General features: G+C 61.1%; 23 protein-coding genes. 22 read left to right on the top strand and 1 reads right to left on the bottom strand.

Annotated features, from left to right (window positions below; translation table 11 throughout):
• The first annotated feature begins 57 nt into the window (after window positions 1-57).
• The 10 genes from NE851_RS20685 (at window position 58) to NE851_RS20730 (ending at window position 8,017) form a co-directional block, all read left to right on the top strand.
• The gene (locus NE851_RS20685) at window positions 58-426 is read left to right on the top strand and encodes an antibiotic biosynthesis monooxygenase family protein (protein WP_028757298.1); all 369 of its coding nucleotides are present in this window, start codon (window positions 58-60) and stop codon (window positions 424-426) included.
• 20 nt (window positions 427-446) lie between these two features.
• Window positions 447-1,379 (top strand): NAD(P)-dependent alcohol dehydrogenase, encoded by a 933-nt coding sequence (locus tag NE851_RS20690; protein ID WP_254957216.1) that lies wholly within the window; start codon window positions 447-449, stop codon window positions 1,377-1,379.
• Between the two features lie 32 nt (window positions 1,380-1,411).
• Window positions 1,412-2,092: a helix-turn-helix transcriptional regulator gene (locus NE851_RS20695; RefSeq protein ID WP_049813456.1), complete on the top strand. Its 681-nt coding sequence runs from the start codon at window positions 1,412-1,414 to the stop codon at window positions 2,090-2,092.
• Window positions 2,093-2,165: 73 nt separating this feature from the next.
• The gene (locus NE851_RS20700; RefSeq protein ID WP_028757295.1) at window positions 2,166-2,792 is read left to right on the top strand and encodes a methyltransferase family protein; all 627 of its coding nucleotides are present in this window, start codon (window positions 2,166-2,168) and stop codon (window positions 2,790-2,792) included.
• A 356-nt stretch (window positions 2,793-3,148) separates the two neighbouring features.
• On the top strand, window positions 3,149-3,358 hold the full coding sequence (locus NE851_RS20705) for a hypothetical protein (protein WP_003539563.1): 210 nt from the start codon (window positions 3,149-3,151) through the stop codon (window positions 3,356-3,358).
• Between the two features lie 9 nt (window positions 3,359-3,367).
• The gene (locus NE851_RS20710; RefSeq protein ID WP_028757294.1) at window positions 3,368-3,742 is read left to right on the top strand and encodes a GFA family protein; all 375 of its coding nucleotides are present in this window, start codon (window positions 3,368-3,370) and stop codon (window positions 3,740-3,742) included.
• A gap of 255 nt (window positions 3,743-3,997) precedes the next feature.
• A complete protein-coding gene (locus NE851_RS20715; protein WP_028757293.1) occupies window positions 3,998-5,290 on the top strand; it encodes an efflux RND transporter periplasmic adaptor subunit in 1,293 nt (430 codons plus the stop codon).
• A gap of 12 nt (window positions 5,291-5,302) precedes the next feature.
• The gene (locus NE851_RS20720; RefSeq protein WP_028757292.1) at window positions 5,303-6,019 is read left to right on the top strand and encodes an ABC transporter ATP-binding protein; all 717 of its coding nucleotides are present in this window, start codon (window positions 5,303-5,305) and stop codon (window positions 6,017-6,019) included.
• Window positions 6,009-7,211 carry an ABC transporter permease gene (locus tag NE851_RS20725; RefSeq protein WP_028757291.1) on the top strand — a complete coding sequence of 401 codons (1,203 nt, stop codon included), beginning with the start codon at window positions 6,009-6,011 and terminating at the stop codon, window positions 7,209-7,211. The genes NE851_RS20720 and NE851_RS20725 overlap by 11 nt, the downstream gene beginning before the upstream one ends.
• Before the next feature lie 191 nt (window positions 7,212-7,402).
• On the top strand, window positions 7,403-8,017 hold the full coding sequence (locus NE851_RS20730) for a GntR family transcriptional regulator (RefSeq protein ID WP_028757290.1): 615 nt from the start codon (window positions 7,403-7,405) through the stop codon (window positions 8,015-8,017).
• 51 nt (window positions 8,018-8,068) lie between these two features.
• On the opposite strand, the gene NE851_RS20735 is transcribed toward NE851_RS20730, so the two are convergent.
• The gene (locus tag NE851_RS20735) at window positions 8,069-8,881 is read right to left on the bottom strand and encodes a ferredoxin--NADP reductase (RefSeq protein ID WP_028757433.1); all 813 of its coding nucleotides are present in this window, start codon (window positions 8,879-8,881) and stop codon (window positions 8,069-8,071) included.
• 366 nt (window positions 8,882-9,247) lie between these two features.
• On the opposite strand from NE851_RS20735, the gene pcsA reads away from it, so the two are divergent.
• The 12 genes from pcsA (at window position 9,248) to glmU (ending at window position 22,748) form a co-directional block, all read left to right on the top strand.
• Window positions 9,248-9,976, top strand: coding sequence for a phosphatidylcholine synthase (pcsA, locus tag NE851_RS20740; RefSeq protein ID WP_028757434.1), 729 nt, complete (start codon window positions 9,248-9,250; stop codon window positions 9,974-9,976).
• Window positions 9,977-9,985: 9 nt separating this feature from the next.
• Window positions 9,986-10,966 carry a quinone oxidoreductase family protein gene (locus NE851_RS20745; RefSeq protein ID WP_097623150.1) on the top strand — a complete coding sequence of 327 codons (981 nt, stop codon included), beginning with the start codon at window positions 9,986-9,988 and terminating at the stop codon, window positions 10,964-10,966.
• A 39-nt stretch (window positions 10,967-11,005) separates the two neighbouring features.
• Window positions 11,006-12,574, top strand: coding sequence for an ABC transporter ATP-binding protein (locus NE851_RS20750; protein ID WP_254957225.1), 1,569 nt, complete (start codon window positions 11,006-11,008; stop codon window positions 12,572-12,574).
• Window positions 12,564-13,649, top strand: coding sequence for an ABC transporter permease (locus tag NE851_RS20755; protein ID WP_028757437.1), 1,086 nt, complete (start codon window positions 12,564-12,566; stop codon window positions 13,647-13,649). Before NE851_RS20750 ends, NE851_RS20755 begins: the two co-directional genes overlap by 11 nt.
• Entirely contained in the window at window positions 13,646-14,566 is a 921-nt protein-coding gene (locus NE851_RS20760; RefSeq protein ID WP_028757438.1) for an ABC transporter permease, read from the top strand. Before NE851_RS20755 ends, NE851_RS20760 begins: the two co-directional genes overlap by 4 nt.
• Before the next feature lie 53 nt (window positions 14,567-14,619).
• Window positions 14,620-15,696, top strand: a complete 1,077-nt coding sequence (locus NE851_RS20765; RefSeq protein ID WP_047615813.1) for a BMP family ABC transporter substrate-binding protein — start codon at window positions 14,620-14,622, stop codon at window positions 15,694-15,696.
• A gap of 144 nt (window positions 15,697-15,840) precedes the next feature.
• The gene (gene ytfQ, locus NE851_RS20770; RefSeq protein ID WP_063475569.1) at window positions 15,841-16,803 is read left to right on the top strand and encodes a galactofuranose ABC transporter, galactofuranose-binding protein YtfQ; all 963 of its coding nucleotides are present in this window, start codon (window positions 15,841-15,843) and stop codon (window positions 16,801-16,803) included.
• Between the two features lie 118 nt (window positions 16,804-16,921).
• Entirely contained in the window at window positions 16,922-18,445 is a 1,524-nt protein-coding gene (ytfR, locus tag NE851_RS20775) for a galactofuranose ABC transporter, ATP-binding protein YtfR (RefSeq protein ID WP_097544443.1), read from the top strand.
• Entirely contained in the window at window positions 18,442-19,455 is a 1,014-nt protein-coding gene (locus NE851_RS20780) for an ABC transporter permease (RefSeq protein WP_047615108.1), read from the top strand. The genes ytfR and NE851_RS20780 overlap by 4 nt, the downstream gene beginning before the upstream one ends.
• Window positions 19,452-20,420: a galactofuranose ABC transporter, permease protein YjfF gene (yjfF, locus tag NE851_RS20785; RefSeq protein WP_047615110.1), complete on the top strand. Its 969-nt coding sequence runs from the start codon at window positions 19,452-19,454 to the stop codon at window positions 20,418-20,420. The genes NE851_RS20780 and yjfF overlap by 4 nt, the downstream gene beginning before the upstream one ends.
• Before the next feature lie 16 nt (window positions 20,421-20,436).
• Window positions 20,437-21,222, top strand: coding sequence for a FadR/GntR family transcriptional regulator (locus tag NE851_RS20790; protein ID WP_047615420.1), 786 nt, complete (start codon window positions 20,437-20,439; stop codon window positions 21,220-21,222).
• A gap of 164 nt (window positions 21,223-21,386) precedes the next feature.
• A complete protein-coding gene (glmU, locus tag NE851_RS20795; RefSeq protein WP_097630824.1) occupies window positions 21,387-22,748 on the top strand; it encodes a bifunctional UDP-N-acetylglucosamine diphosphorylase/glucosamine-1-phosphate N-acetyltransferase GlmU in 1,362 nt (453 codons plus the stop codon).
• Window positions 22,749-22,772 lie beyond the last annotated feature (24 nt).

The raw sequence follows: 22,772 nt of genomic DNA on the forward strand, positions 1-22,772 counted from the left end.
CGTCTCAACAGAGCGAGACCTCAGTTTCCTTCATGCGTTGAAAAGGCATTTGAAAACATGTCCAGATTTGAACCACTCGATCCTGCCTATCCCGTCGCGCGTCAGAAAGACCTTGAAGGCGGCCCAATAGTGATGATCAATCTCTTAACTATGGTCCCGGAGGAGGAAGATGCCTTCCTTGCTGCCTGGACCGCTGACTCGCTGTTCATGAAACGCCAACCCGGCTTCATCTCGACGCAGCTACACCGTGCCATCGGCGAGAACCCAACATATCTCAATTACGCTGTCTTCGACAGCGTGAGCGCATGGCGCGAGGCTTTCCAAACTCCCGAATTCCAGGAGAAGCTCAAGGCCCATCCGCCATCAGTCGTCGCGCGGCCTCACCTATTCGCCAAGGTGGCGGTTGCCGATCTGTGCACGGCTTGAGATGGAACTGTGACACGCAGATGAAACGCATTCAATATCACCAGTATGGCGGTCCGCATCTGATGCGGCTCGAAGACTTTAAACTGGCCATGCCTAACAAAGGCGAAGTGGCTGTTAGGGTCAAGTTTGCAGCTATCAATCCCATTGACTGGAAGCTGCGGGCCGGCAGCATGAAGATTGTTACCGGCAAGACCTTCCCCCGTGCGATGGGTATGGACATCTCCGGGACGGTTATTGCCATCGGCCCGGGTGTTGCGCGTTTCAAGATCGGCGACCCGGTGTTCGGCCTTGCCCGCTTCAAGGAAAGTGGTGCGCTAGGGCAGGCCGTTGTCACCAAAGAAATCTTCTTGGCAAAGAAGCCTGAAACAGTTTCGTTTGAGGATGCCGCCTGCCTCGGAACTCCGGGAGCCACCGCTTGGAACGGCCTGGTCGACAAGGCGGAGCTGAAGGCCGGCGAGCGTGTCTTTATCAATGGCTGTACCGGCGGGGTGGGGGAAGCGGCGGTGCAAATCGCGCTCATGCGAGGCGCGACGGTTTCGGGCAGTTGCAGCGCAGGCGCCATGGAGCGGGCACGGTCTCTCGGAGTTCAAACCGTCTTCGACTATCGCACGACTGATTTGTCGACTATTCGCGAGCGCTTCGATGTAGTCTATGACACCGCTGCCACGATGCCGATAGCGGTGGGTACTGGTCTTTTGCGTGAGAAAGGTCGATTTTTGGATATCAATCCCACACCAGCAAAATTCGTTCGTGCGATGTTTAATCGGCGTCTGAAGGTTGTCGTGTGCACGCCGAGAGCCGATATTCTGGATAACCTTGCGCGCGCAGCCAAAGACGGAAAAATTCGCCTTCCAATCGCCGAAATTGTGCCCCTTACCGAGGCGATCCAACTCATCACAGCTCTTGAGGCTGGGCGCCGGCTTGGTGGGAAAGCCCTTGTTGGGATGGATTAATCGTGTCGCGAAGCCACCGATTATTTGACCTCATGCAGGTTCTTCGCCGTCACCGTGGGACGGTGTCCGGCGAGGTATTGGCACGAGAGCTCGGCGTTTCGCTTCGAACGATTCGTCGTGACATGGTTACGCTACAAGCGATGGGTGCAGATATCGATGGGGAGCCAGGCGTCGGCTATCTACTGCGCCCAGGATTTCTTTTACCGCCGCTTTCTCTGACCGAAGAGGAAATTCAGGCGCTTGTAGCCGGGGCGCAATGGGTTAGCCGGCATACTGACGACGCTTTGGCGTGCGCTGTTCAAAACGCGCTCGCAAAAATTGGCGGTGTCCTTCCTCCTGACATGCGGCAAGGCTTGGACGACAATACATTCTTTGTTGGCGGTGCTGAGAAGGGCTCAACGTTGCTTGACCTGGCGCAGGTCAGACGAGCGATGCGCGACCAGCGGAAGATCCACATCACGCACACAGATCAAATAGGCACTGTGTCGGACCGGACCATATGGCCCATCATGCTGGGATTTATCGACTCAAAACGGTCTGTCGCTGGCTGGTGCGAATTGCATAACGAATTTCGCGTTTTTCAGGCCGACCACATTTTGGCGGTCGATTTCTTGGACGATCGCTATCCGCGCAACCGCCGCCAGCTGGTGAGGGAATGGCGCGCGCAAGAGGAGCATCCTTGCAAGAAAAAGAAGGTGGAAGACGGCGGATAACTGCCTTCCTCGCTAAGGAGCGGGCAACCAGAGCCTAAACCATTTCATTGTTTTATAAAGATAGGAACCAGTTATGGTCTATCCAACGTCTGCCAGTCTTCCGTTCAAGCAGAAGCGGCGAATCTTTGTGCTTTGGGCACTCACGGTGGCTTTTGTAACCGTCCAGCTTATTGTGCATCCGATATTCCCTTCGGAAAGCATTATTCCGACGTTACTCGCTCAAGTCGGAACATTGCTGATCGCCTTTGGTGTAATCGGACGAATCTGGTCGACCGTCTATATTGGAGGTCGAAAGAATTCCGAGCTCGTGACTAAGGGACCCTATTCGATCACTCGCAACCCTCTGTACGTCTTTTCGCTGTGCATGATCATCGGCGTCTGCCTGGTGTTTGGAAGCCTGCTCTCTACCGCAATTTTCACATTGCTCGCCTATCTCGTCTTCAGATATACGGCGGAGCGAGAGGCCGTATATTTATCTCACCTGTTCGGCGAGCAATATGCAGAATACTCTCGGCGTACCCCGTTGTTCTGGCCCCATTTCTCGAATTTCGAATGGGGGCAGGTTCCCGTGATTTCCAGCCGGGCTCTGCTGGTTACGTCCAGAGATTCTCTCTTCACTATCGCCACCATCCCCTTTTCTGAACTGGTCGAATACCTTCGAGAAAGCGGCTTTCTAGCCATGGCTATTATTGTCCCTTGATAGTGACCGTGTGAACAGCACGTCGAGGCGAGTCAATAAGCGTGTTAGGCTATCGCGGAACTCTCCGGCTTCATGGTGAAGGGATGGCGTCAACGAGGCGGACCGGGCGGGTAGGGAACTCGTCTGCCATTTCGTTGGCCATCGGGAGAAAGCGGAAAAATCCCGATGTTCTCCGGCACCGCCGCGTCCGCTTGGCGCGGCCCGCAACCTCGGTCCGATAACCCACATATTGGCGAAAAGGTTCCAGGAAAACAACCGCATTCCCCCATGCCGGAAGCCTCGATGCGGCGCGCCGGCTCTTTCCAAATCGACGGGTCGCACTAGCTTAAAGGGGACGTGACGAAAAGGAGAAAACCATGACCGACGCACCGAATACGGCGACCCCGGCGCGGAGAGTGTTGCGTGGCCGCCCCTACAGCATCGGCGAGTTTGCCAGGAAATACCGGTTGGATGACAAGGAGGCAAAGCGCCTCTACGACAAGTTCGGCCCGTCGGCGACCGAACTCGACCTGTTGATGGCGGCGAAGCGGCGCCCGCCGGGCCTGCCGACCAATCTCGACGCCTGACGGCGCTTTATGAGGATCCGAACCGGAGGCTGCCTTTGCGGAGCGGTCGCCTACAGGGTGGAAGGCGAGCCGCTTCGCGTCGGCCTCTGCCACTGCGCCGATTGCCGCAAATCGAGCGGCTCCGCCTTTGTGTTCTTCGCGGTCTGGCCACGTCAGGCTTTTTTCCACAGCGGTGAGATCGCCACGTTCGCCGGCCGCAGCTTCTGCCCTGCTTGCGGCAGCCGGCTTTTCTGCCTCAGAGACGATGAGGCGGAGCTCCGCCTGGGCTCGCTCGACACGCCGCCGACCGACCTTGCGCCCGGCCATGAAGTCTGGATCAAGCGGCGTGAACCCTGGCTGCATCCTTTGCCCGGCGCCGGCCAATTTGTCGAGGATGCGAACTGACGGGCGCTAAAGCGCGTCGCGATCGACATCGCTTGCCGGGCTTTAGGTCTTGGGTCGGCCGCATGTCGGGATCGCAAAACCGCGGCACACATTGCGCGACATGCTCGGCGCACCCAAAACTTGATTTTCCTTACCAATATTTCATTTCACCCATCCGCAATTCCGTGCCACTTCCGCGGCAACGCTAATCGCCGGTTCATCTGCGTTGTGATTATTTCACCGCAGAGGCCGCAAGCGGCACTGATCGAGGACAGCATGAATAAAATCGTAAGCGGCAGCGAAACCGGAGCAAAGGCAGGTGAAGCGTCCGACCTCGCAGCGATCCTTGCCGCGTCGGGACGTCAGGGCAAGCGCAGCCGCTGGCGTGGGCGCCTGCTCATTCTTCTCCTCGTCATCGCCGCCGCCGCAGGCGCCGCTTATGTCTATATGGGCAGAGGGCAGAGCGAAGTGAGCTACGCCACCCAGCCGGCAAAACGCGGCGACCTGACCGTGCTCGTCACCGCCACCGGCTCGGTGCAACCGACCGAGCAGGTGGATATATCGAGCGAGCTTTCCGGCACGGTTCGCGACGTCAATGTCGATTACAACAGCACGGTCAAGTCAGGCGAAGTACTCGCCCTTCTCGACACCAACAAGCTCGAGGCGGATGTGAAAAGCTCGCGGGCCAAGCTCAATTCGGCCAAGGCGAACGTCGTCAAGGCCAATGCCGACATGCAATCGGCAGGCACCTCGCTCGAGCGGTTGAAGAGCCTGGTCAGGAGCAATGTCTCCACCCAGCAGAGCCTGGACGACGCCACCTACAAATATGATTCCGCCGTTGCCGCCAAACAGATCAACGAAGCCGAAGTCCTCGCCGCGGAAGCCGACCTGCAGCTTGCCGAAGTCAATCTCGCCAAGGCGAAGATCATCTCGCCGATCGACGGCGTCATCCTCACCCGCTCGGTCAATCCGGGCGCGACGGTCGCAGCCTCGCTTTCGGCTCCGATCCTTTTCACCATTGCCGGCGACCTGAAGAAGATGGAGCTGCAGGTCGATGTCGACGAAGCCGATGTCGGCCAGATCGCCGTCGGCCAGAAGGCGAAGTTCACGGTCGACGCCTATCCCGACCGGACTTTTCCCGCCGAAATCGAGCAGATCCGCTTCGCCTCCGAGGTGGTCAACAATGTCGTCACCTACAAGGCGGTGCTGTCGGTCGACAATGCCGATCTGCTGCTGCGCCCCGGCATGACGGCGACGGCCGATGTCACCGTCGAGGCCGTCAAGGACACGCTGATGGTGCCGAACGCCGCGCTGCGCTACGCTCCGGCGCAGGCGGAACGGCGCGGCCGCGGCATTTTTGGTATCTTCGGCCCGCCACGCCAGCGCAACAACAATGCCGGTTCGGCGTTGACGGGCACGCAGCGCCGTGTCTGGGTGCTGCGCAACGGCCGCCCGGTACCCGTCATCATCCAGGTCGGCTCATCCGACGGCCAGTTCACCCAGGTCGTCTCCGGCGACATCAAGCAAGACGACGCACTGGTGACCGACGCCACGACGCGTGCGAACTAGGCGGAGAGACGGATGGCAAGCCCGCCGCTCATCGAATTCAGGCAGGTCTCGAAAATCTACGGCGAGGGCGAGGCGGCGATCCGCGCGCTCGACCACGTCGACCTGGCGATCAACGCCCATGAATTCGTCGCGATCATGGGTCCGTCAGGCTCCGGCAAGTCGACGGCGATGAACATTCTCGGCTGCCTCGACGTGCCGACATCAGGCGACTACATCTTCCAAGGCATTCCGACCAGCGGCTTCGACCGCAGCCAGCTGACGCTGCTGCGCCGCCATATGCTCGGTTTCGTCTTCCAGGGCTTCAACCTCCTGTCGCGCACCTCGGCCGTCGAAAATGTCGAATTGCCGCTGATCTATCGCGGCATGGCGGTGCGCGAGCGGCGCGAACGGGCCCGCGAAGCCCTGGCGCTGGTCGGCCTCACCGGCCGCGAACATCACAAGACACAGGAACTGTCAGGCGGCCAGCAGCAGCGCGTCGCCATCGCCCGCGCCATCGTCACCGAGCCGGCACTGCTTCTGGCCGACGAGCCCACCGGCAATCTCGATACGAAGACCAGCGTCGAGATCATGGATTTGATGACGCGGCTGAACCGCGAGCAGGGCATCACCATCGTCATGGTCACCCACGAACCTGATATTGCCGCCTATGCGCAGCGGCTGCTGCGTTTCGTCGATGGAAAGCTGGAGACCGAAGTCGAGCACCGGAGGAGGGCGGATCATGTTCTTTGAGACGCTGAAGCTGGCGCTGCGGGCCATCAGCCGCAACATGCTGCGCTCCTTCCTGACCGTGCTCGGCGTCGTCATCGGCGTTGCCGCCGTCATCGCGCTGGTGACGATCGGCAACGGCACCACCGCGCAGGTCTCGACCGAACTGTCGCGGCTCGGCACCAACATGCTGTTCGTCCGTCCCGGCCAGTTCGGTCCCGGCCGGGCGAGCTCCGAGGCCAAGCGCTTCAGCGTCAAGGACGTCGCGGCGATCCGCGACCAGATTGGCGGCCTGAGGGCTGTCGCGCCGCTCAACCAGTCGACGGCGACGGTGATTTTCGGCGGCCAGAACCATTCGACCAGCGTGTCGGGCACCACCAACGATTATTTCGTCGCCCAGGACTGGAATCTGGCGCTCGGCCGCACTTTCACTCCCGCCGAGGAACGCGGCCAGTCTCGCTGCATCATCGGCGAGACGGTGCGATCGCAGCTCTTCGGCAGCGCCGACCCCACAGGCCAGCAGATCCGCGTCGGCAAGGTCTCATGCCCGGTCATCGGCGTGCTCGCCAAACGCGGCCAGTCCGGCATGGGCAACGACCAGGACGATGTCGTGATCATGCCGGTCAAGGTATTCCAGCGGCGTATCAGCGGCAGCTCCAACGTGCCGCAGATCATCATCTCGGCGCGCGATGGCGTCTCCACGGCCAAGGTGCAGTCCGATGTCGAAAATCTCCTGCGCGAGCGCCGCAAGATCGTGCCCGGCCGCCAGGACGATTTCAACGTCAACGACATGACGCAGATCGCCGAGGCGATGACCGGCACGACGACGCTGCTGACCGGCCTGCTCGGCGCCGTCGCCGCCATCAGCCTGCTCGTCGGCGGCATCGGCATCATGAACATCATGCTGGTCTCCGTCACCGAACGCACCCGCGAGATCGGCATTCGTCTCGCAATCGGCGCCCTGGAAAACCAGGTGCTCACCCAGTTCCTGGTCGAAGCCGTGGCGCTGTCGCTGTTCGGCGGCATCACCGGCATCGTGCTGGGGCTCAGCCTCGGCTTCGGCGCGGTGACGTTGCTGAAAGTGCCCTTCGTCTTCAGCCCGATGATGATCGCCGTCGCCTTCCTGTTCTCCGCGGCAATCGGCATGATCTTCGGCTATTTCCCGGCGAGAAGGGCAGCGCAGCTCAACCCCATCGAGGCGTTGCGGCACGAATAAATGCGTTGTGGGATGATGTGTCTCCACGCTAACGGAGGGTGGGGGAGGCGCTGGTATCGCAACACCATTCACCGAACTTCGCAGGCTCGCTATGTTATCTATCTGTCTCTATTCTGATATATCAGTCTGACTTGCCATCGGTTTTCGAGCGTGCGACTATGTGATATATCAGTAGGGCAACGGAACCAGGCATGCAGACTTCACAAAGCCATCTTGCCTATCTCGCGCTGGAGCATCTGATCGTGACGCTGGCGTTGAAGCCCGGCGCGCTTGTCACCGAAAAGCAGCTGATCGATATGGCGGGCCACGGGCGCACGCCGGTGCGTGAGGCCATCCAGAAGCTCGCCTGGCAGGGGCTGATCCTGGTGAAGCCGCGCGTCGGGCTGCAGGTCGCCAAGATCGCGGCTGGGGATCATCGCAATGTCATGCAGGTGCGCCGCGAGCTGGAGCCGATCGCAGCAGGCTTGGCCGCCGAACATGCGAGCGACGAACAGCGCGCGCGTCTCGTCGACTGTGCCCGCGCCATGGACGAATGCACTGTGACGGGTGATCTCGCCGGATTTTTTGCCGCTGACAAGGCCTTCGACGAAATTCTCGAGGATGCCTGCCCGAACGGTTTCATCATGGCCGCGCTCGGCCCGGTACAGACGCATTCGCGCCGCCTCTGGTATTCCACCGCAAGCCCGGAGCGCATGGATCGCGCCATCGCGCTGCATGTCGCCGTCATCCAGGCCATCCATCAGGGCAGGCCGGACGAGGCGCGCGCCACCATGGCGACGCTGATCAATTATCTCAGCCAGGAATAGAAACGGCCCCGTTTCCGGAGCCGCTGTCTGATCGGATTGTCGGGAAAAATTTCAGCCGACGAAAGCGCGCTCGATGACGAACTCGGCGGGCTTGCTGTTGGCGCCTTCATCGAGGCCGGCCTTTTCGAGCAGTTCCTTGGTGTCCTTCAGCATCGCCGAGGAGCCGCAGATCATGCCGCGGTCGATTGCCGGGTCGAGCGGCGGTACGCCGAGATCGGTAAACAGCTTGCCGGAGGAGATCAGGTCGGTGATGCGGCCGCGATATTCGAAATCCTCGCGTGTGACGGTCGCATAGTGGCGCAGCTTGTCGCCGACGACTTCCTTCAGCAATTCGTCGTTCTGGATTTCGTGCACGAGGTCGAAGCCGTATTTCAGCTCGGCGACATCGCGGGTCGTATGGGTGAGGATGACTTCCTCGAACTTCTCATAGGTCTCGGGATCGCGGATCAGGCTGGCGAAAGGCGCAATGCCCGTTCCCGTCGAGAACATGTAGAGACGACGGCCGGGCGTCAGCGCGTCGAGCACCAGCGTGCCGGTCGGCTTCTTGCGCATCAGCACCTGGTCGCCCGGCTTGATCGCCTGCAGATGCGAGGTCAGCGGGCCGTCCGGCACCTTGATCGAGAAGAATTCAAGCTCTTCGGCCCAAGCTGGGCTGGCGATCGAATAGGCGCGGAAGACCGGCTTGCCCTCGACCATCAGGCCGATCATCGCGAATTCGCCGGAACGGAAACGGAAGCCCTGCGGCCGGGTCATCGTGAAGCGGAAGAGCCGGTCGGTGTAGTGCGTCACAGCGAGCACCGTCTCGGCGTAAACGCCGGCGGGGATGGACGGGGCGAAGTCTTCGGTCTTTGCAGGCGCGTTCATTGCGGTAGAGGATCCCGTTTCGTCGGATGAACTGTCGGATGCGAGGCTGATATTACATATCGGGCCGGAATTAAAGGCATTCCATTCCATGCAGCGCCCATCAGAGGAAATATGCATGTCATTGTCAGGATTCAATGGCCACTAGGGGGCAAGCAGGGGCGGGCGGGGAAAGTCGTATTTCCTGCTGGCGAAGCCCGGCAAAGGATGCATATTAGAGCGGCGCGCCGAAATGGATGCCGGTTTTCGGCAAAAACGGTGCGACAACAAAGACCTACGGCGTCGGAACCCTCAGCAACAGGTCCGGCAATGGTGGCGAAATAAAAAAGATGCTTGCCGGGGCGAGCGCGATAGGGCGGTCGGGGGAATATGAAGATTTTCAACTACAAGCGTGTTCCTTACGCGGAGATGCGCGCCTTTTCCGTCCATATCCTGACGGCATCCGGCTCCTTCCTTGCCTTTCTCGGCGTCGTTGCCGCCGCTGAGCATCGCTTCATCGACATGTTCTGGTGGCTGGGTCTCGCCCTTCTCGTCGACGGCATAGACGGGCCGATCGCCCGCAAGGTGCGCGTCAAGGAAGTGCTGCCCAACTGGTCGGGCGATACGCTCGACAATATCATCGATTACGTCACCTATGTGCTTCTGCCGGCCTTCGCGCTCTATCAGAGCGGCATGATCGGCGAGCCCTGGTCCTTCGTCGCCGCCGGCATGATCGTCGTCTCCAGCGCCATCTACTATGCCGATATGGGCATGAAGACGGATGAGTATTTCTTCTCCGGCTTCCCGGTCGTCTGGAACATGATCGTTTTCACGCTGTTCGTCATCGATGCCAGCGCGACGACCGCGCTTGCCGTCGTCGTTATCTCGGTGGTGCTGACCTTCCTGCCGATCAATTTTCTGCATCCGGTCCGCGTCAAGAGACTGCGCCCGCTCAACCTCGGCGTCTTTTTCCTGTGGTCGGCACTCGGCATTTTTTCGCTGCTGATGCATTTCGACACGCCCGAATGGGCACTCATTCTCTTTATCGTGACCGGGCTCTATCTTTACGTCATCGGCGCGGTGCTGCAATTCTTCCCCGCCCTTGGACGCGAAGCTTAGGATAGGCAGATGACCAAAACGCAGGCTGTTTCATTTTCGAGGACGGGCGGGCCGGAGGTTTTCGACTATGTCGAGATCGATCTCCCGCCGCCCTCGGCGGGCGAAGTGCAGATCAAGCAGGCGGCGGTCGGCCTCAATTTCATCGACGTCTATTTCCGCAACGGCAGCTACAAGGTGCCGCATCTGCCCTTCGTCACCGGCAAGGAGGGCGCCGGCACCGTGACATCGGTCGGCCCCGGCGTCGAGGATTTCAAGGTTGGCGACCGCGTCGCCTATGCCAGCGCCGATGGCGCCTACAGCGCTGAGCGCAATATCGAAACGCGCCATCTGGTGCATGTGCCTGACGGCATTGCGCTCGAAACGGCAGCGGCGATGATGCTGAAGGGCATGACCGCCGAATATCTGTTGAACCGCACCTTCAAGGTCGGGCCCGAGACGGTCCTGCTGTTCCACGCTGCCGCCGGCGGCGTCGGCCTGATCGCCGGCCAATGGGCAAAGGCGCTCGGCGCCACCGTCATCGGCACGGCGGGCTCCGAAGACAAGATCGAGCTGGCGCTTGCCCATGGCTACGACCATGTGATCAACTATAAGAGCGACAATTTCGTCGACCGTGTCCGCGAAATCACCAGCGGCAAGGGCGTCGATGTCGTCTACGATTCGATCGGCCGTGATACTTTTCCACAGTCGCTTGACTGCCTGAAGCCGCGCGGTCTCTTTGCCTCCTTCGGCCAATCCTCGGGTCCGATCGAGAGTTTCACCCTGGCGATGCTGGCGCAGAGGGGTTCGCTCTTTGCGACGCGGCCGACGCTCTTCACCTATATCGCCGCGCGCCGGGAACTGATCGACAGCGCCAAAGCGCTATTTGATATTGTGCAAAGCAACAAAGTGCGTATCAATATCAATCAAACTTATCCGCTGCGTGAGGTTGGGCGGGCTCACGCGGATCTGGAAACAAGAAAAACAACAGGAACGACGCTGCTGATTCCATGAGATCCGAACGGACCGGTTGGCAGAAGAAATGAGGGGAACGTGTCGCCATTGAATGTGCCGGATTCCGGTGCGTTATTATCGGTCCAGAAGCTGACGAAGTTCTTCGGAAGCTTTGCCGCCTGCAATGAAATCGATCTCGATATCGCGCCGGGCGAAATTCACGCGCTTCTCGGCGAAAATGGTGCAGGCAAATCCACTCTGGTGAAGATGCTGTTCGGCGTTCTCGAGCCGACGGGCGGGCATATCCTGTGGCAGGGCCAGCCGGTTGCGATCACCTCGCCGGGCGAAGCCCGCCAGCTCGGCATCGGCATGGTCTTCCAGCATTTTTCGCTGTTCGAGGCGCTGACGGTTGCCGAAAACATCGCGCTGTCGCTCGATGACGCCATCCCGATCGACCGGATCGCCGAGGAGGCGAGGGCGCTGTCGGTCGCCTACGGCCTGCCGCTCGATCCGCATGCCCATGTCGCCGATCTCTCGGTCGGCGAGCGCCAGCGCATCGAGATCGTCCGCGCGCTGCTGCAGAACCCGAAGCTGATCATCCTCGACGAGCCGACCTCGGTGCTGACGCCGCAGGAGGCCGACAAGCTGTTCGAGACGCTGTTCAAGCTGCGTGCCGAAGGGCGTTCTGTTCTTTATATCAGCCATCGCCTGGAAGAGGTGCAGCGCATCTGCGATCGCGCCACTGTGCTGCGCCATGGCCGCGTGACCGGCGCCTGCGATCCCAGGCAGGAAACGCCTGCATCGCTCGCCCGCATGATGGTCGGCAGCGAAGTCGCGACGGTGACCCACCCGGAACGCAGCGACAAAGGCGAGGTACAGCTTGCCGTCGCCAATCTTTCCGTCTCTGCCCGCACCCCCTTCGCCATGCCGCTGCGCGATGTGTCTATGGCGGTGCGCTCGGGTGAAATTCTCGCCATTGCCGGTGTCGCCGGCAACGGCCAGAGCGAACTCTTCGATGCATTGTCCGGTGAATATCCGGTCGCCTCGGCAGAGGCGATCGTCATCCGCAAAAAGCACGTGGGCAATCAGGGCATTACCGCCCGCCGTATTCTCGGCGCCGGCTTCGTACCGGAGGAGCGTCACGGCCATGCCGCCGTCTCCGCCATGAAACTCTCGGATAATCTCGTCCTCGCCCGCAGCCAGTCTGACCGCAAGGCGTTTCTGGGCCTGCTCGGCATCATCCGCCACGCTGCGGTGAAATCTGCCGCACGGCGCATTTCCGAGGCCATGGATGTCCGCAAGAGCGGCGATGATCCTGCCGCCGGCTCCTTATCAGGCGGCAATCTGCAGAAATTCATCGTCGGCCGCGAGCTCGACCGCCAGCCGGCGGTTCTCGTCGTCAACCAGCCGACCTGGGGCGTCGATGCCGGGGCGGCAAGCCGCATCCGCCAGGCCCTGGTCGATCTCGCAAGAAACGGCTCGGCCGTCGTCGTCATCAGCCAGGATCTCGACGAGATTTTCGAAGTGGCGACCGATATCGCTGTCATCTCCGAGGGCCGTCTTTCCCGCCCGTTCCCGGCGGGCGAACTGACGCGTGAAAAGATCGGCCTGCTGATGGGCGGCCTGCACGAGAGCAGCTCTGTACCCGAGGCGCCCCATGCGCATTGAACTTGAAAAACGCCCCGACGTCTCGAAGCTCTACGCTTTCGTCTCGCCGCTTCTGGCCCTTGTCCTGACGCTGGCCTTTGGCGCCATCATGTTCGCCATGCTCGGCAAGGACCCGGTCGAGGCCCTCGACGCCTTCTTCATCGAGCCGCTGCTCGAGGTCTGGTCGCTGCACGAATTGGCGATCAAGGCCGCTCCGCTGATACTGATCGCCGTCGGCCTTGCCGTCTGTTACCGCTCGAACAATTGGAATATCGGCGCCGAAGGCCAGTTCACCATCGGCGCCATCACCGGTTCCTATCTGCCGATCGTCTTCTACGACTGGCATTCGCCGCTGGTGCTGCCGCTGATGCTGATCCTTGGCGCACTCGGCGGTGCGCTCTTCGCTGCCATTCCGGCGCTGCTGAAGGCGCATTTCAACACCAATGAGATCCTGACATCGCTGATGCTGGTCTATATCGCCCAGCTCTTCCTCGACTGGCTGATCCGCGGCGCCTGGCGCGATCCGAAGGGCTTCAATTTTCCGGTCTCGCGTGATTTCGCACCGGAAGCGGTGCTGCCGGCGATCTGGGAAGAATCTGGCCGCGCCCATTGGGCCTTCATCTTCGCCATCATTGCGGCGATCGGCGTCTGGTTCATGCTGCGCTATACGCTGAAAGGTTTCGAAATCGTCGTGCTCGGCCAATCCGAGCGGGCAGGGCGCTTTGCCGGCTTTTCGTCGAAGAAGATGATCTGGTTCAGCTTTCTCTTTTCGGGCGCGCTGGCCGGCCTTGCCGGCATCAGTGAGGTCTCAGGCTCGATCGGCCATCTGCAGCCGGCGATCTCGCCGGGCTACGGCTTCACCGCCATCATCGTCGCCTTCCTCGGCCGCCTCAATCCGCTCGGCATCATCGCATCCGGCCTGGTGCTGGCGCTGACCTATCTCGGCGGCGAGGCAGCACAGCTTTCGCTCGGCGTTTCCGACAAGGTCACCCGCGTCTTCCAGGGTCTGCTGCTCTTCTTCGTGCTCTCCTGCGATACGCTGATCTATTACAAAATCCGCATTGTCTGGTCGCGGTTAAGGGGTGGGGCGGCATGAGCATCTTCGAAGCCATTCTGCTGACCGTCATCACCGCCTCGACGCCGCTCGTCATCGCGGCACTCGGCGAACTCGTGACCGAGCGCTCCGGCGTTCTCAATCTCGGTGTCGAGGGCATGATGATCATGGGCGCGGTCGCCGCATTTGCCGGTGCGCAGAACTCGGGCTCGCCCTATATCGGCATTGTCTGCGGCATTGCGGCGGGTGCGCTGTTTTCTCTCCTGTTCGCCTTCCTGACGCTGACGCTGGTGGCAAACCAGGTGGCGACCGGGCTGGCGCTCACCCTACTCGGCCTCGGCGCATCCGGCATGCTCGGCGAAGCCTATGTCAGCGTGCCCGGCATCCGGCTTGGAGAGATCGTCATTCCCGTCGTGTCGGATATTCCGGTCGTCGGCCACGTTCTCTTCAGCCAGGATCTGATCTTCTACCTGTCGATCGCGCTTGTGGTCGGCGTCAGCTGGTTCCTGTTTCGCAGCCGGACCGGGCTGAAGCTCAGGGCGATCGGCGACAATCATGGTTCGGCCCATGCGCTCGGCATTCACGTCATCCGCACGCGCTACCTGGCGGTGATGTTCGGCGGCGCCTGCGCCGGTCTCGCCGGCGCGCAGCTTTCGCTGGTCTACACACCGCAATGGGCGGAGAACATGTCGGCCGGCCGCGGCTGGATCACTCTGGCGCTGGTGGTCTTCGCCTCTTGGCGGCCATGGCGGGTCTTTGCCGGCGGCTATCTCTTCGGCGCGGTCACCATCCTGCAGCTTCACGCGCAGGCCTTCGGTCTCGGCATTCCCTCGCAATTCCTCTCGATGCTGCCCTATGCCGCGACTATTGTGGTTCTCATCATCATTTCCCATAATCGGCGTACGACGTTGATCAACACGCCCGCGTCGCTCGGAAAAGCCTTCGTACCGGAGCGATAAAGCAACAACACAAGACGGGTTTCCGGAATAACTTCAAACCAACAGGGGTCACCATGAAGAAGTTCGCATTCGCCCTTGCCGCCTCGGCTGCCGCCGTGATTGGCATCTCTTCCGCCGCTCAGGCCGCTGACAAGACGAAGATCTGCTTCGTCTATGTCGGTTCGCATACCGACGGCGGTTATTCGCAGGCCCACGATCTCGGCCGTCAGCAGGTCCAGGCCGAGTTCGGCGACAAGATCGAAACGCCTTACCTCGAAAACGTGCCGGAAGGCCCGGATGCCGAGCGCGCCATCGAGCGCCTTGCCCGTTCCGGCTGCAAGCTGATCTTCACGACGTCCTTCGGCTTCATGGATGCGACGGTTAAGGTCGCCGCCAAGTTCCCTGACGTCAAGTTCGAGCACGGCACCGGCTACAAGTCCGGCCCGAATCTGGCGACCTACAACTCGCGTTTCTATGAGGGCCGCTACATTCTCGGCCAGATCGCCGCGAAGACCTCAAAGAATCACGGGGCGGCCTACATCGCCTCCTTCCCGATTCCTGAAGTCGTGATGGGCATCAACTCCTTCGAGCAAGGCGCCAAGTCGATCGATCCGAGCTTCAAGCTGAAGGTCATCTGGGTCAACACCTGGTTCGACCCCGGCAAGGAAGCCGATGCCGCCAAGGCGATGATCGACCAGGGCGTCGACGTTCTGACCCAGCACACTGATACGACTGCGCCGATGCAGGTTGCCGAAGAACGCGGCATCCACGCCTTCGGTCAGGCGTCGGACATGATCGCAGCCGGCCCGAAGGCACAGCTGACGGCGATCGTCGATACCTGGGGTACCTACTACTCCAAGCGCGTTCACGCGCTTCTGGACGGCACCTGGAAGTCCGAGCAGAGCTGGGATGGCCTGAAGGACGGCATCCTGAAGATGGCGCCGTACACGAACATGCCTGACGACGTGAAGAAGATGGCCGAGGAGACCGAAGCCAAGATCAAGTCGGGCGAACTGCATCCCTTTACCGGCCCGATCAACAAGCAGGACGGCACACCTTGGCTGAAGGCCGGCGAAAAGGCCGACGACGGTACGCTGCTCGGCATGAACTTCTACGTCGAAGGCGTCGACGACAAGCTGCCCGCGCAATAAGCCGCACTCAATTCGCAGTTGCGAAGGGCGCCCCCTGTGGGCGCTCTTTTTTTGCTGCAGCGCATCCCAAGATTCCGATTTACAAAAGTAATACTATATGATTTTTTGACCCTGCGCCGCGAGATGCGGCATTGGGAGGAAATCATGAAATTGAAGACTGCACTTTTGAGTGCCACGATTCTGGCTGCCTGCATGTTCGGTTCGGCTTCGGCCGCCGGCCTCACTGTCGGCTTCTCGCAGATCGGCTCGGAATCGGGCTGGCGTGCGGCTGAAACGACCGTGACCAAGGAGCAGGCCAAGAAGCGCGGCATCGATCTGAAATTTGCCGATGCGCAGCAGAAGCAGGAAAACCAGATCAAGGCTCTGCGTTCCTTCATTGCTCAGGGCGTCGATGCCATTCTCATTGCTCCGGTCGTCGAAACCGGCTGGGACGACGTTCTCAAGGAAGCCAAGGAAGCCAAGATTCCGGTCATCCTTCTCGACCGTACCATCAAGGCTCCCGACGATCTGTACCTGACGGCGGTCACCTCCGACCTGGTCCATGAAGGCAAGGTTGCAGGCGACTTCCTGGTCAAGACCGTCGGCGACAAGAAGTGCAACGTCGTCGAGCTGCAGGGCACCACCGGTTCGTCGCCGGCCATCGCCCGCAAGAAGGGCTTCGAAGAGGCTCTTGCCGGCCACGACAACCTGAAGATCGTTCGTAGCCAGACCGGTGACTTCACCCGCACCAAGGGCAAGGAAGTCATGGAAAGCTTCCTGAAGGCCGAGAACGGCGGCAAGGATATCTGCGCTCTCTACGCCCATAACGACGATATGGCGGTCGGCGCCATCCAGGCGATCAAGGAAGCCGGCCTGAAGCCCGGCAAGGATATCCTCGTCGTCTCCATCGACGCCGTGCCTGACATTTTCAAGGCCATGTCGGAAGGTGAGGCCAATGCCACGGTCGAGCTGACGCCGAATATGGCAGGTCCGGCCTTCGATGCGCTCGATGCCTACCTGAAGGACAAGAAGGCTCCGGCGAAATGGATCCAGACCGAGTCCAAGCTCTACACGCCTGCCGACGACCCGATGAAGGTCTATGAGGAGAAGAAGGGTCAGGGCTACTGATTGAACCTGGAACCGCACCGGCCCATCATGGACCGGTGCGGAACTGCCGGTGCCGGCCGGGCATCATGCCCGGTTTTGGCACAGGCGTAAGGCGCAATATCAGGAAACAGCAGCCCTCATGGTTCACAATTTCGAGAATATTCTCGCAGCCTCCGGCATATCGAAATTCTTCCCCGGCGCCGTCGCACTGGATAAGGTGGATTTCACGCTGCGCCGTGGCGAGGTTCATGCATTGCTCGGCGAAAACGGCGCCGGCAAATCGACGCTGATCAAGTGCATCACCGGCGCCTACCATCGTGACGAAGGCAGCCTGATGCTGGACGGCCAGGAAATCAATCCGGCCAATACGCTCGCCGCCCAGAAGCTCGGCATCGGCACGGTCTACCAGGAGGTCAATCTCCTTTCCAATCTGAGCGTCGCCGAAAATCTCTTTCTCGGACGCCAGCCGAGGCGTTTCGGCATGACCGACGTCAGGGCGATGAACCGCAAGGCGCGCGATCTGCTTGCCGGCTATGGCATCGATATCGACGTCACCGCCGAACTCAGCCGTTTCTCCGTCGCCGTCCAGCAAGTGGTTGCCATCGCCCGTGCCGTTGATCTCTCAGGCAAGGTACTGATCCTCGATGAGCCGACGGCAAGCCTCGACAATCAGGAGGTGGCGCTGCTCTTCCGCATCATCGAGGACCTGAAGCAGCGTGGGCTGGGCATCGTCTTTATCACCCATTTTCTCGAGCAGGTCTATGCGATCAGCGACCGGATCACCGTGCTGCGCAACGGCAAGCTCGTCGGCACCCGTGACGCTGCCGATCTGCCGCGCCAGGGCCTGATCGCCATGATGCTCGGCCGCGAACTGGCGCATGTCGAGGAGGCGGTGAAGGAACGCAGCCACGCGGCAGGCGAAGTCCGATACCGTTTTTCAGGCTACGGCAAACGCGGCAAAGTCAAACCCTTCGACCTTGAGGTGCGGGCCGGAGAGGTGGTCGGCATTGCCGGGCTGCTCGGCTCCGGCCGGACCGAAACCGCCGAACTCCTGTTCGGCATCGAACACGCCGACAGCGGCAGCGCCACGATCGACGGCCAGCCTGTGACGCTTTCGAGCCCGCGCGCCGCAATCGAAAAGGACTTTGGCTTCTGCCCCGAGGACCGCAAGACCGATGGCATCATCGGCGACCTGTCGATCAGGGAAAACATCGCGCTTGCGCTGCAGGCCCGCCGCGGCTGGACCCGGCCGCTCTCGCGCGCCGAACAGAACGCGCTCGCCGACCGCTACATCAAGGCGCTCGATATCCGCACCACCGATCGCGAAAAGCCGATTCGCCTGCTTTCCGGCGGCAATCAGCAGAAGGCGATCCTCGCCCGCTGGTTGGCGACCAATCCGAAGTTTCTGATCCTCGACGAGCCGACCCGCGGCATCGATGTCGGCGCCCATGCCGAGATCATCAAGCTGATCGAAGAGCTCTGTGCCGGCGGCATGTCGCTGATCGTGATTTCCTCGGAACTTGAAGAGCTTGTCGCCTATAGTTCACGTGTCATCGTCCTTCGCGACCGGCAGCATATCGCCGAATTGACAGGCGAACGTATCACGGCCGCCGGCATCGTCGAAGCCATTGCCGCCGCCGAACATAAGATGGAGGAGGCATGAGGTCCTCGCTGAAGGCGCTGGCCTATCGCCTGGCGCCGCAATTGATTGCGCTTGTTGTCATTCTTTTGTTGAATTTCATCACGTCGCCGCAGTTTTTTAATGTCGTGGTTCAAAATGACCGGCTGTATGGCAGCCTGATCGATGTGCTCAACCGCGGCGCGCCGGTGGCGCTGCTGGCGATCGGCATGACGCTGGTGATTGCCACCAAGGGCATCGACCTTTCCGTCGGTGCGGTCATCGCGATCTGCGGCGCTGTCGCCGCATCGTCGATTGTGTCTGGAAATTCAGTTGCTTATACCGTTATCCTAACGCTTTCTATTGGGCTTGCCTGCGGCGTCTGGAACGGTTTTCTGGTGGCTGTCCTGAACATCCAGCCGATCATTGCGACGCTGGTGCTGATGGTGGCCGGCCGCGGCATCGCCCAGCTCATCACCGAAGGCGCCATCCTGACCTTCAACGATGACGGGCTGACCTTCTTCGGCAGCGGTTCGCTGCTGCTTCTGCCGATGCCTGTCGTCACCTGGATTCTCGTCGGCCTGCTCGTCATTTTGCTTGTCCGCCGCACGGCGCTCGGCATGCTGATCGAGGCCGTCGGAATCAATCGCCGCGCCAGCACGCTCTCCGGCATTCAGACGCCGGTACTGCTGATGGCTGTCTATATGCTGAGCGGCCTCTGCGCCTCGATTGCAGGCGTCATCGTCGCCGCCGACATCAAGGGCGCCGATGCCAATAATGCCGGCCTCTGGCTGGAACTCGACGCCATCCTCGCCGTCGTCGTCGGCGGCAATTCTCTGCTCGGCGGCCGTTTCAGCATTCTCGGATCGCTGATCGGCGCGATGATCATCCAGGCGGTGAATACAGGCATCCTGTCTTCCGGCTTCCCGCCCGAATTCAACCTGATCATCAAGGCCGTCATCATTATCGTCATCCTCGTCATCCAGTCGCCGGCGGTGCAATCGCTCGCTATCTTTGCCAGCCGCCGGCAGGGCGGAAGGGAGCAGTCGAAATGAACTCCAAATACCTGCCGCTGCTTGCGACCATCGTCATCTTCGTGCTCGCCTATGCCGGCTGCACGCTGCAATATCCGAACATGCTGTCGACGCGCGTCATCGGCAATCTCCTGACCGACAATGCCTTTCTCGGCATCGCCGCCGTCGGCATGACCTTTGTCATCATCTCCGGCGGCATCGATCTGTCGATCGGTTCGGTCATCGCCTTCACCGGCGTCTTCCTTGCGGTGATCCTGCAGAACACCTCGATCCATCCGCTGCTCGCCTTCGCCCTCGTGCTCGTCATCACCACTGCCTTTGGCGGTATCATGGGCGCGATCATCCACTATCTCGACATGCCGGCCTTCATCGTTACGCTCGCCGGCATGTTCCTGGCGCGCGGCATGGCTTTCGTGCTGTCGATCGACAGCATCCCGATCGATAACGAATATTATTCGACGCTGACGAGCCTCTATTACCGTCTGCCCGGCGGCGGCCGGCTGACGCTGATCGGCGGCATCATGCTTCTGGTCTTTGCCGTCGGCATCTTCATCGCCCAGCGCACCCGCTTCGGCACCAATGTCTATGCCCTCGGCGGCGGTCCGCAGACGGCGCGGCTGATGGGCGTGCCGGTCGGCCGTACGACGATCCAGATCTACGCGCTGTCGGGTTTTCTTGCGGGTCTATCCGGAATCGTTTTTTCGCTATACACCTCTGCTGGATATTCCCTTGCAGCAGTCGGCGTCGAGCTCGATGCGATCGCGGCAGTCGTCATTGGAGGGACGCTGCTGACCGGGGGAGCGGGATTCGTGGCGGGAACCTTGATCGGTATCCTGATCCAGGGGCTCATTCAGACCTACATCACCTTCGACGGCACGCTGTCGAGCTGGTGGACCAAGATCCTGATCGGCCTCCTGCTGTTTGCATTCATTCTGATGCAGAAGGCTATCCTGTTCCTTTCCAGTCTGAACAAGAGGTATGCCTGAGGGGGAGACGGATCGCTTGCGCAACAAATTGGACGAGACACGGAAGACCGGACGCAGAACCCGGACGAGCCATGCGCAGGTGGTCGATGAGCTCGGCAAGGCGATCGTTGCCGGCACCTATCCTGTCGGCTCGATCCTGCCGGGCGATACGGAACTGGCGCAACGCTTCAAAGTGTCCCGCACCGTGTTGCGCGAGACGATGAAGACGCTCGCCGCCAAGGGCATGGTCGTCGCCAAGGCGCGGGTCGGCACACGTGTGACCGAAAAGAACCTCTGGAACATGTTCGACAGCGAGATCATCGCCTGGCACTTCGACAACGGCGTGACGGAAGAATTCCTGCTGCAGCTTTATGATATCCGCCTCGCTGTCGAACCCTTCGCCGCCAGTCTCGTCGCCGAACGGGCGAATGCCGAGGATATCGAGACGCTGCGGGGGCTGGCGCTCGATATGGCGGCAAGCGGCCATACGGCCGACAGCCTGGCGCTCGCCGACCTTCGTTTCCACCTGGCGATCGCCGAAGCCTCGCACAATCCCTTCATGCGCACCTTGGGCAGCCTCATCGAAGCGGCCCTCGTCGGCATGTTCCGGATGAGCACACCGCCAACCGAAAACGGCTTCGCCAATATCGCCGACACCCATATGCGCATCGTCGATGCCATCGTTTCCGGCGATAGCGCTGCCGCGCGCCGCGCAATGGAGGACGTCATCCTGGACGGCCGCCATCATGTGCACGAGGCCTTCGCGGCTCGCGGTTCGGAGGCTGTGACAGGGCCGATTTCGGCGGCAATTTCACCTTTGTGAAGGTTCTGCCTATCGACAGCGCCAGGCCTTTCTTCAGACGCGCAAGGCACGCTGCGGCACTCTGAACTGCTGTGCAATTTTATCCTCAAATCGATTCCGATTTCAGGAATTATGCAGTAAGAGGCAACAAAGCCGCCTCATGGCGCGGATTCGCGGAGCACATCATGGAACGCACTTGTCTTGCCGTCATCCTTGCCGCCGGTGACAGCACGCGGATGAAATCCTCGAAATCGAAGGTGCTGCATCCCGTCGCCGGACGGCCGATGATCGCCCATGTGGTCGATGCGGTCGCCTCCGCCGGCATCTCATCCGTGGCGCTTGTCGTCGGCCGCGATGCCGAGGAGGTGGCAAAGGCTGGAAGCGTTGCCGGCGTCGGCATCCAATCCTATCTGCAGAAGGAACGCCTCGGCACGGGCCACGCGGTGCTGGCGGCGCGCGAAGCGATCGCCAAGGGTTATGACGATATCCTCGTCACCTATGGCGACGTGCCGCTCCAGACCGACGGGCCGCTAAAGGCCGCCCGCCAGGGCCTGGCCGACGGCAGCGACGTCGTCGTCATCGGCTTCCACACCGACCGCCCGACCGGCTATGGCCGCCTGCTCGTCAAGGATGGCGAACTCATCGCCATCCGCGAGGAAAAGGATGCGACCGATGCCGAGCGCACCGTCACCTGGTGCAACAGCGGGCTGATGGCGATCAACGGCCGCAAGGCGCTCGACCTTCTCTCGCGCATCGGCAATGCCAATGCCAAGGGCGAATTCTACCTGACCGATCTCGTCGAGATCGCCAGATCACTCGGCGGACGCGTCACCGCGGTCGATGCCCCCGAGATCGAGATGACCGGCTGCAACACCCGTGCCGAACTCGCCGTTATCGAGCGCTTCTGGCAGGAGCGCCGCCGCCACGAGATGATGCTTTCAGGCGTCACCATGATCGCCCCGGAAACCGTCTTTCTCGCCTACGATACCGTCATCGGCCAGGATGCGCTGATCGAGCCGAATGTTGTCTTCGGTCCCGGCGCGGTGATCGACAGCGGCGCCGTCATTCATGCCTTCTCGCATATCGAAGGCGCCCATGTCAGCCAAGGCGCGACGGTCGGCCCCTTCGCCCGGCTGCGGCCGGGTGCCGACCTCGCCCGCGGCGCCAAGGTCGGCAATTTCTGCGAGGTCAAGAACGGCCGGCTCGGTGAGGGCGCCAAGGTCAATCATCTCACCTATATCGGCGATGCCGTCATCGGCGCCGGCAGCAATATCGGCGCCGGCACGATCACCTGCAACTATGACGGCGTCAACAAGAGCGAGACGGTGATCGGCGAAAACGCTTTCATCGGGTCCAACTCGTCGCTGGTCGCGCCGGTGACGATCGGCGAGGGCGCCTATGTCGGCTCCGGCAGCGTCATCACCGTCGATGTGCCGGCCGATGCGCTGGCGCTAGGACGTGCCCGGCAGGAGATCAAACCCGGCCGCGCGACCCTGTTGCGCGAACGGGCGCTCGCCATCAAGGCGGCGAAGAAAGCGAAGGGCTGACCGGCCTTGCGTAACCGGCGGAAA

The sequence above is a fragment of the Rhizobium anhuiense bv. trifolii genome, assembly GCF_024346605.1.
Classification (GTDB): Bacteria; Pseudomonadota; Alphaproteobacteria; order Rhizobiales; family Rhizobiaceae; genus Rhizobium; species Rhizobium anhuiense.

What these genes read in the sequence shown, in the direction of transcription:
- NE851_RS20685 (WP_028757298.1), top strand. Translation starts at nt 58, where the DNA reads ATGTCCAGATTTGAACCACTCGATCCTGCCTATCCCGTCGCGCGTCAG.
- NE851_RS20690 (WP_254957216.1), top strand. Translation starts at nt 447, where the DNA reads ATGAAACGCATTCAATATCACCAGTATGGCGGTCCGCATCTGATGCGG.
- NE851_RS20695 (WP_049813456.1), top strand. Translation starts at nt 1,412, where the DNA reads ATGCAGGTTCTTCGCCGTCACCGTGGGACGGTGTCCGGCGAGGTATTG.
- NE851_RS20700 (WP_028757295.1), top strand. Translation starts at nt 2,166, where the DNA reads ATGGTCTATCCAACGTCTGCCAGTCTTCCGTTCAAGCAGAAGCGGCGA.
- NE851_RS20705 (WP_003539563.1), top strand. Translation starts at nt 3,149, where the DNA reads ATGACCGACGCACCGAATACGGCGACCCCGGCGCGGAGAGTGTTGCGT.
- NE851_RS20710 (WP_028757294.1), top strand. Translation starts at nt 3,368, where the DNA reads ATGAGGATCCGAACCGGAGGCTGCCTTTGCGGAGCGGTCGCCTACAGG.
- NE851_RS20715 (WP_028757293.1), top strand. Translation starts at nt 3,998, where the DNA reads ATGAATAAAATCGTAAGCGGCAGCGAAACCGGAGCAAAGGCAGGTGAA.
- NE851_RS20720 (WP_028757292.1), top strand. Translation starts at nt 5,303, where the DNA reads ATGGCAAGCCCGCCGCTCATCGAATTCAGGCAGGTCTCGAAAATCTAC.
- NE851_RS20725 (WP_028757291.1), top strand. Translation starts at nt 6,009, where the DNA reads ATGTTCTTTGAGACGCTGAAGCTGGCGCTGCGGGCCATCAGCCGCAAC.
- NE851_RS20730 (WP_028757290.1), top strand. Translation starts at nt 7,403, where the DNA reads ATGCAGACTTCACAAAGCCATCTTGCCTATCTCGCGCTGGAGCATCTG.
- NE851_RS20735 (WP_028757433.1), bottom strand. Translation starts at nt 8,881, where the DNA reads ATGAACGCGCCTGCAAAGACCGAAGACTTCGCCCCGTCCATCCCCGCC.
- pcsA (WP_028757434.1), top strand. Translation starts at nt 9,248, where the DNA reads ATGAAGATTTTCAACTACAAGCGTGTTCCTTACGCGGAGATGCGCGCC.
- NE851_RS20745 (WP_097623150.1), top strand. Translation starts at nt 9,986, where the DNA reads ATGACCAAAACGCAGGCTGTTTCATTTTCGAGGACGGGCGGGCCGGAG.
- NE851_RS20755 (WP_028757437.1), top strand. Translation starts at nt 12,564, where the DNA reads ATGCGCATTGAACTTGAAAAACGCCCCGACGTCTCGAAGCTCTACGCT.
- NE851_RS20760 (WP_028757438.1), top strand. Translation starts at nt 13,646, where the DNA reads ATGAGCATCTTCGAAGCCATTCTGCTGACCGTCATCACCGCCTCGACG.
- NE851_RS20765 (WP_047615813.1), top strand. Translation starts at nt 14,620, where the DNA reads ATGAAGAAGTTCGCATTCGCCCTTGCCGCCTCGGCTGCCGCCGTGATT.
- ytfQ (WP_063475569.1), top strand. Translation starts at nt 15,841, where the DNA reads ATGAAATTGAAGACTGCACTTTTGAGTGCCACGATTCTGGCTGCCTGC.
- ytfR (WP_097544443.1), top strand. Translation starts at nt 16,922, where the DNA reads ATGGTTCACAATTTCGAGAATATTCTCGCAGCCTCCGGCATATCGAAA.
- NE851_RS20780 (WP_047615108.1), top strand. Translation starts at nt 18,442, where the DNA reads ATGAGGTCCTCGCTGAAGGCGCTGGCCTATCGCCTGGCGCCGCAATTG.
- yjfF (WP_047615110.1), top strand. Translation starts at nt 19,452, where the DNA reads ATGAACTCCAAATACCTGCCGCTGCTTGCGACCATCGTCATCTTCGTG.
- glmU (WP_097630824.1), top strand. Translation starts at nt 21,387, where the DNA reads ATGGAACGCACTTGTCTTGCCGTCATCCTTGCCGCCGGTGACAGCACG.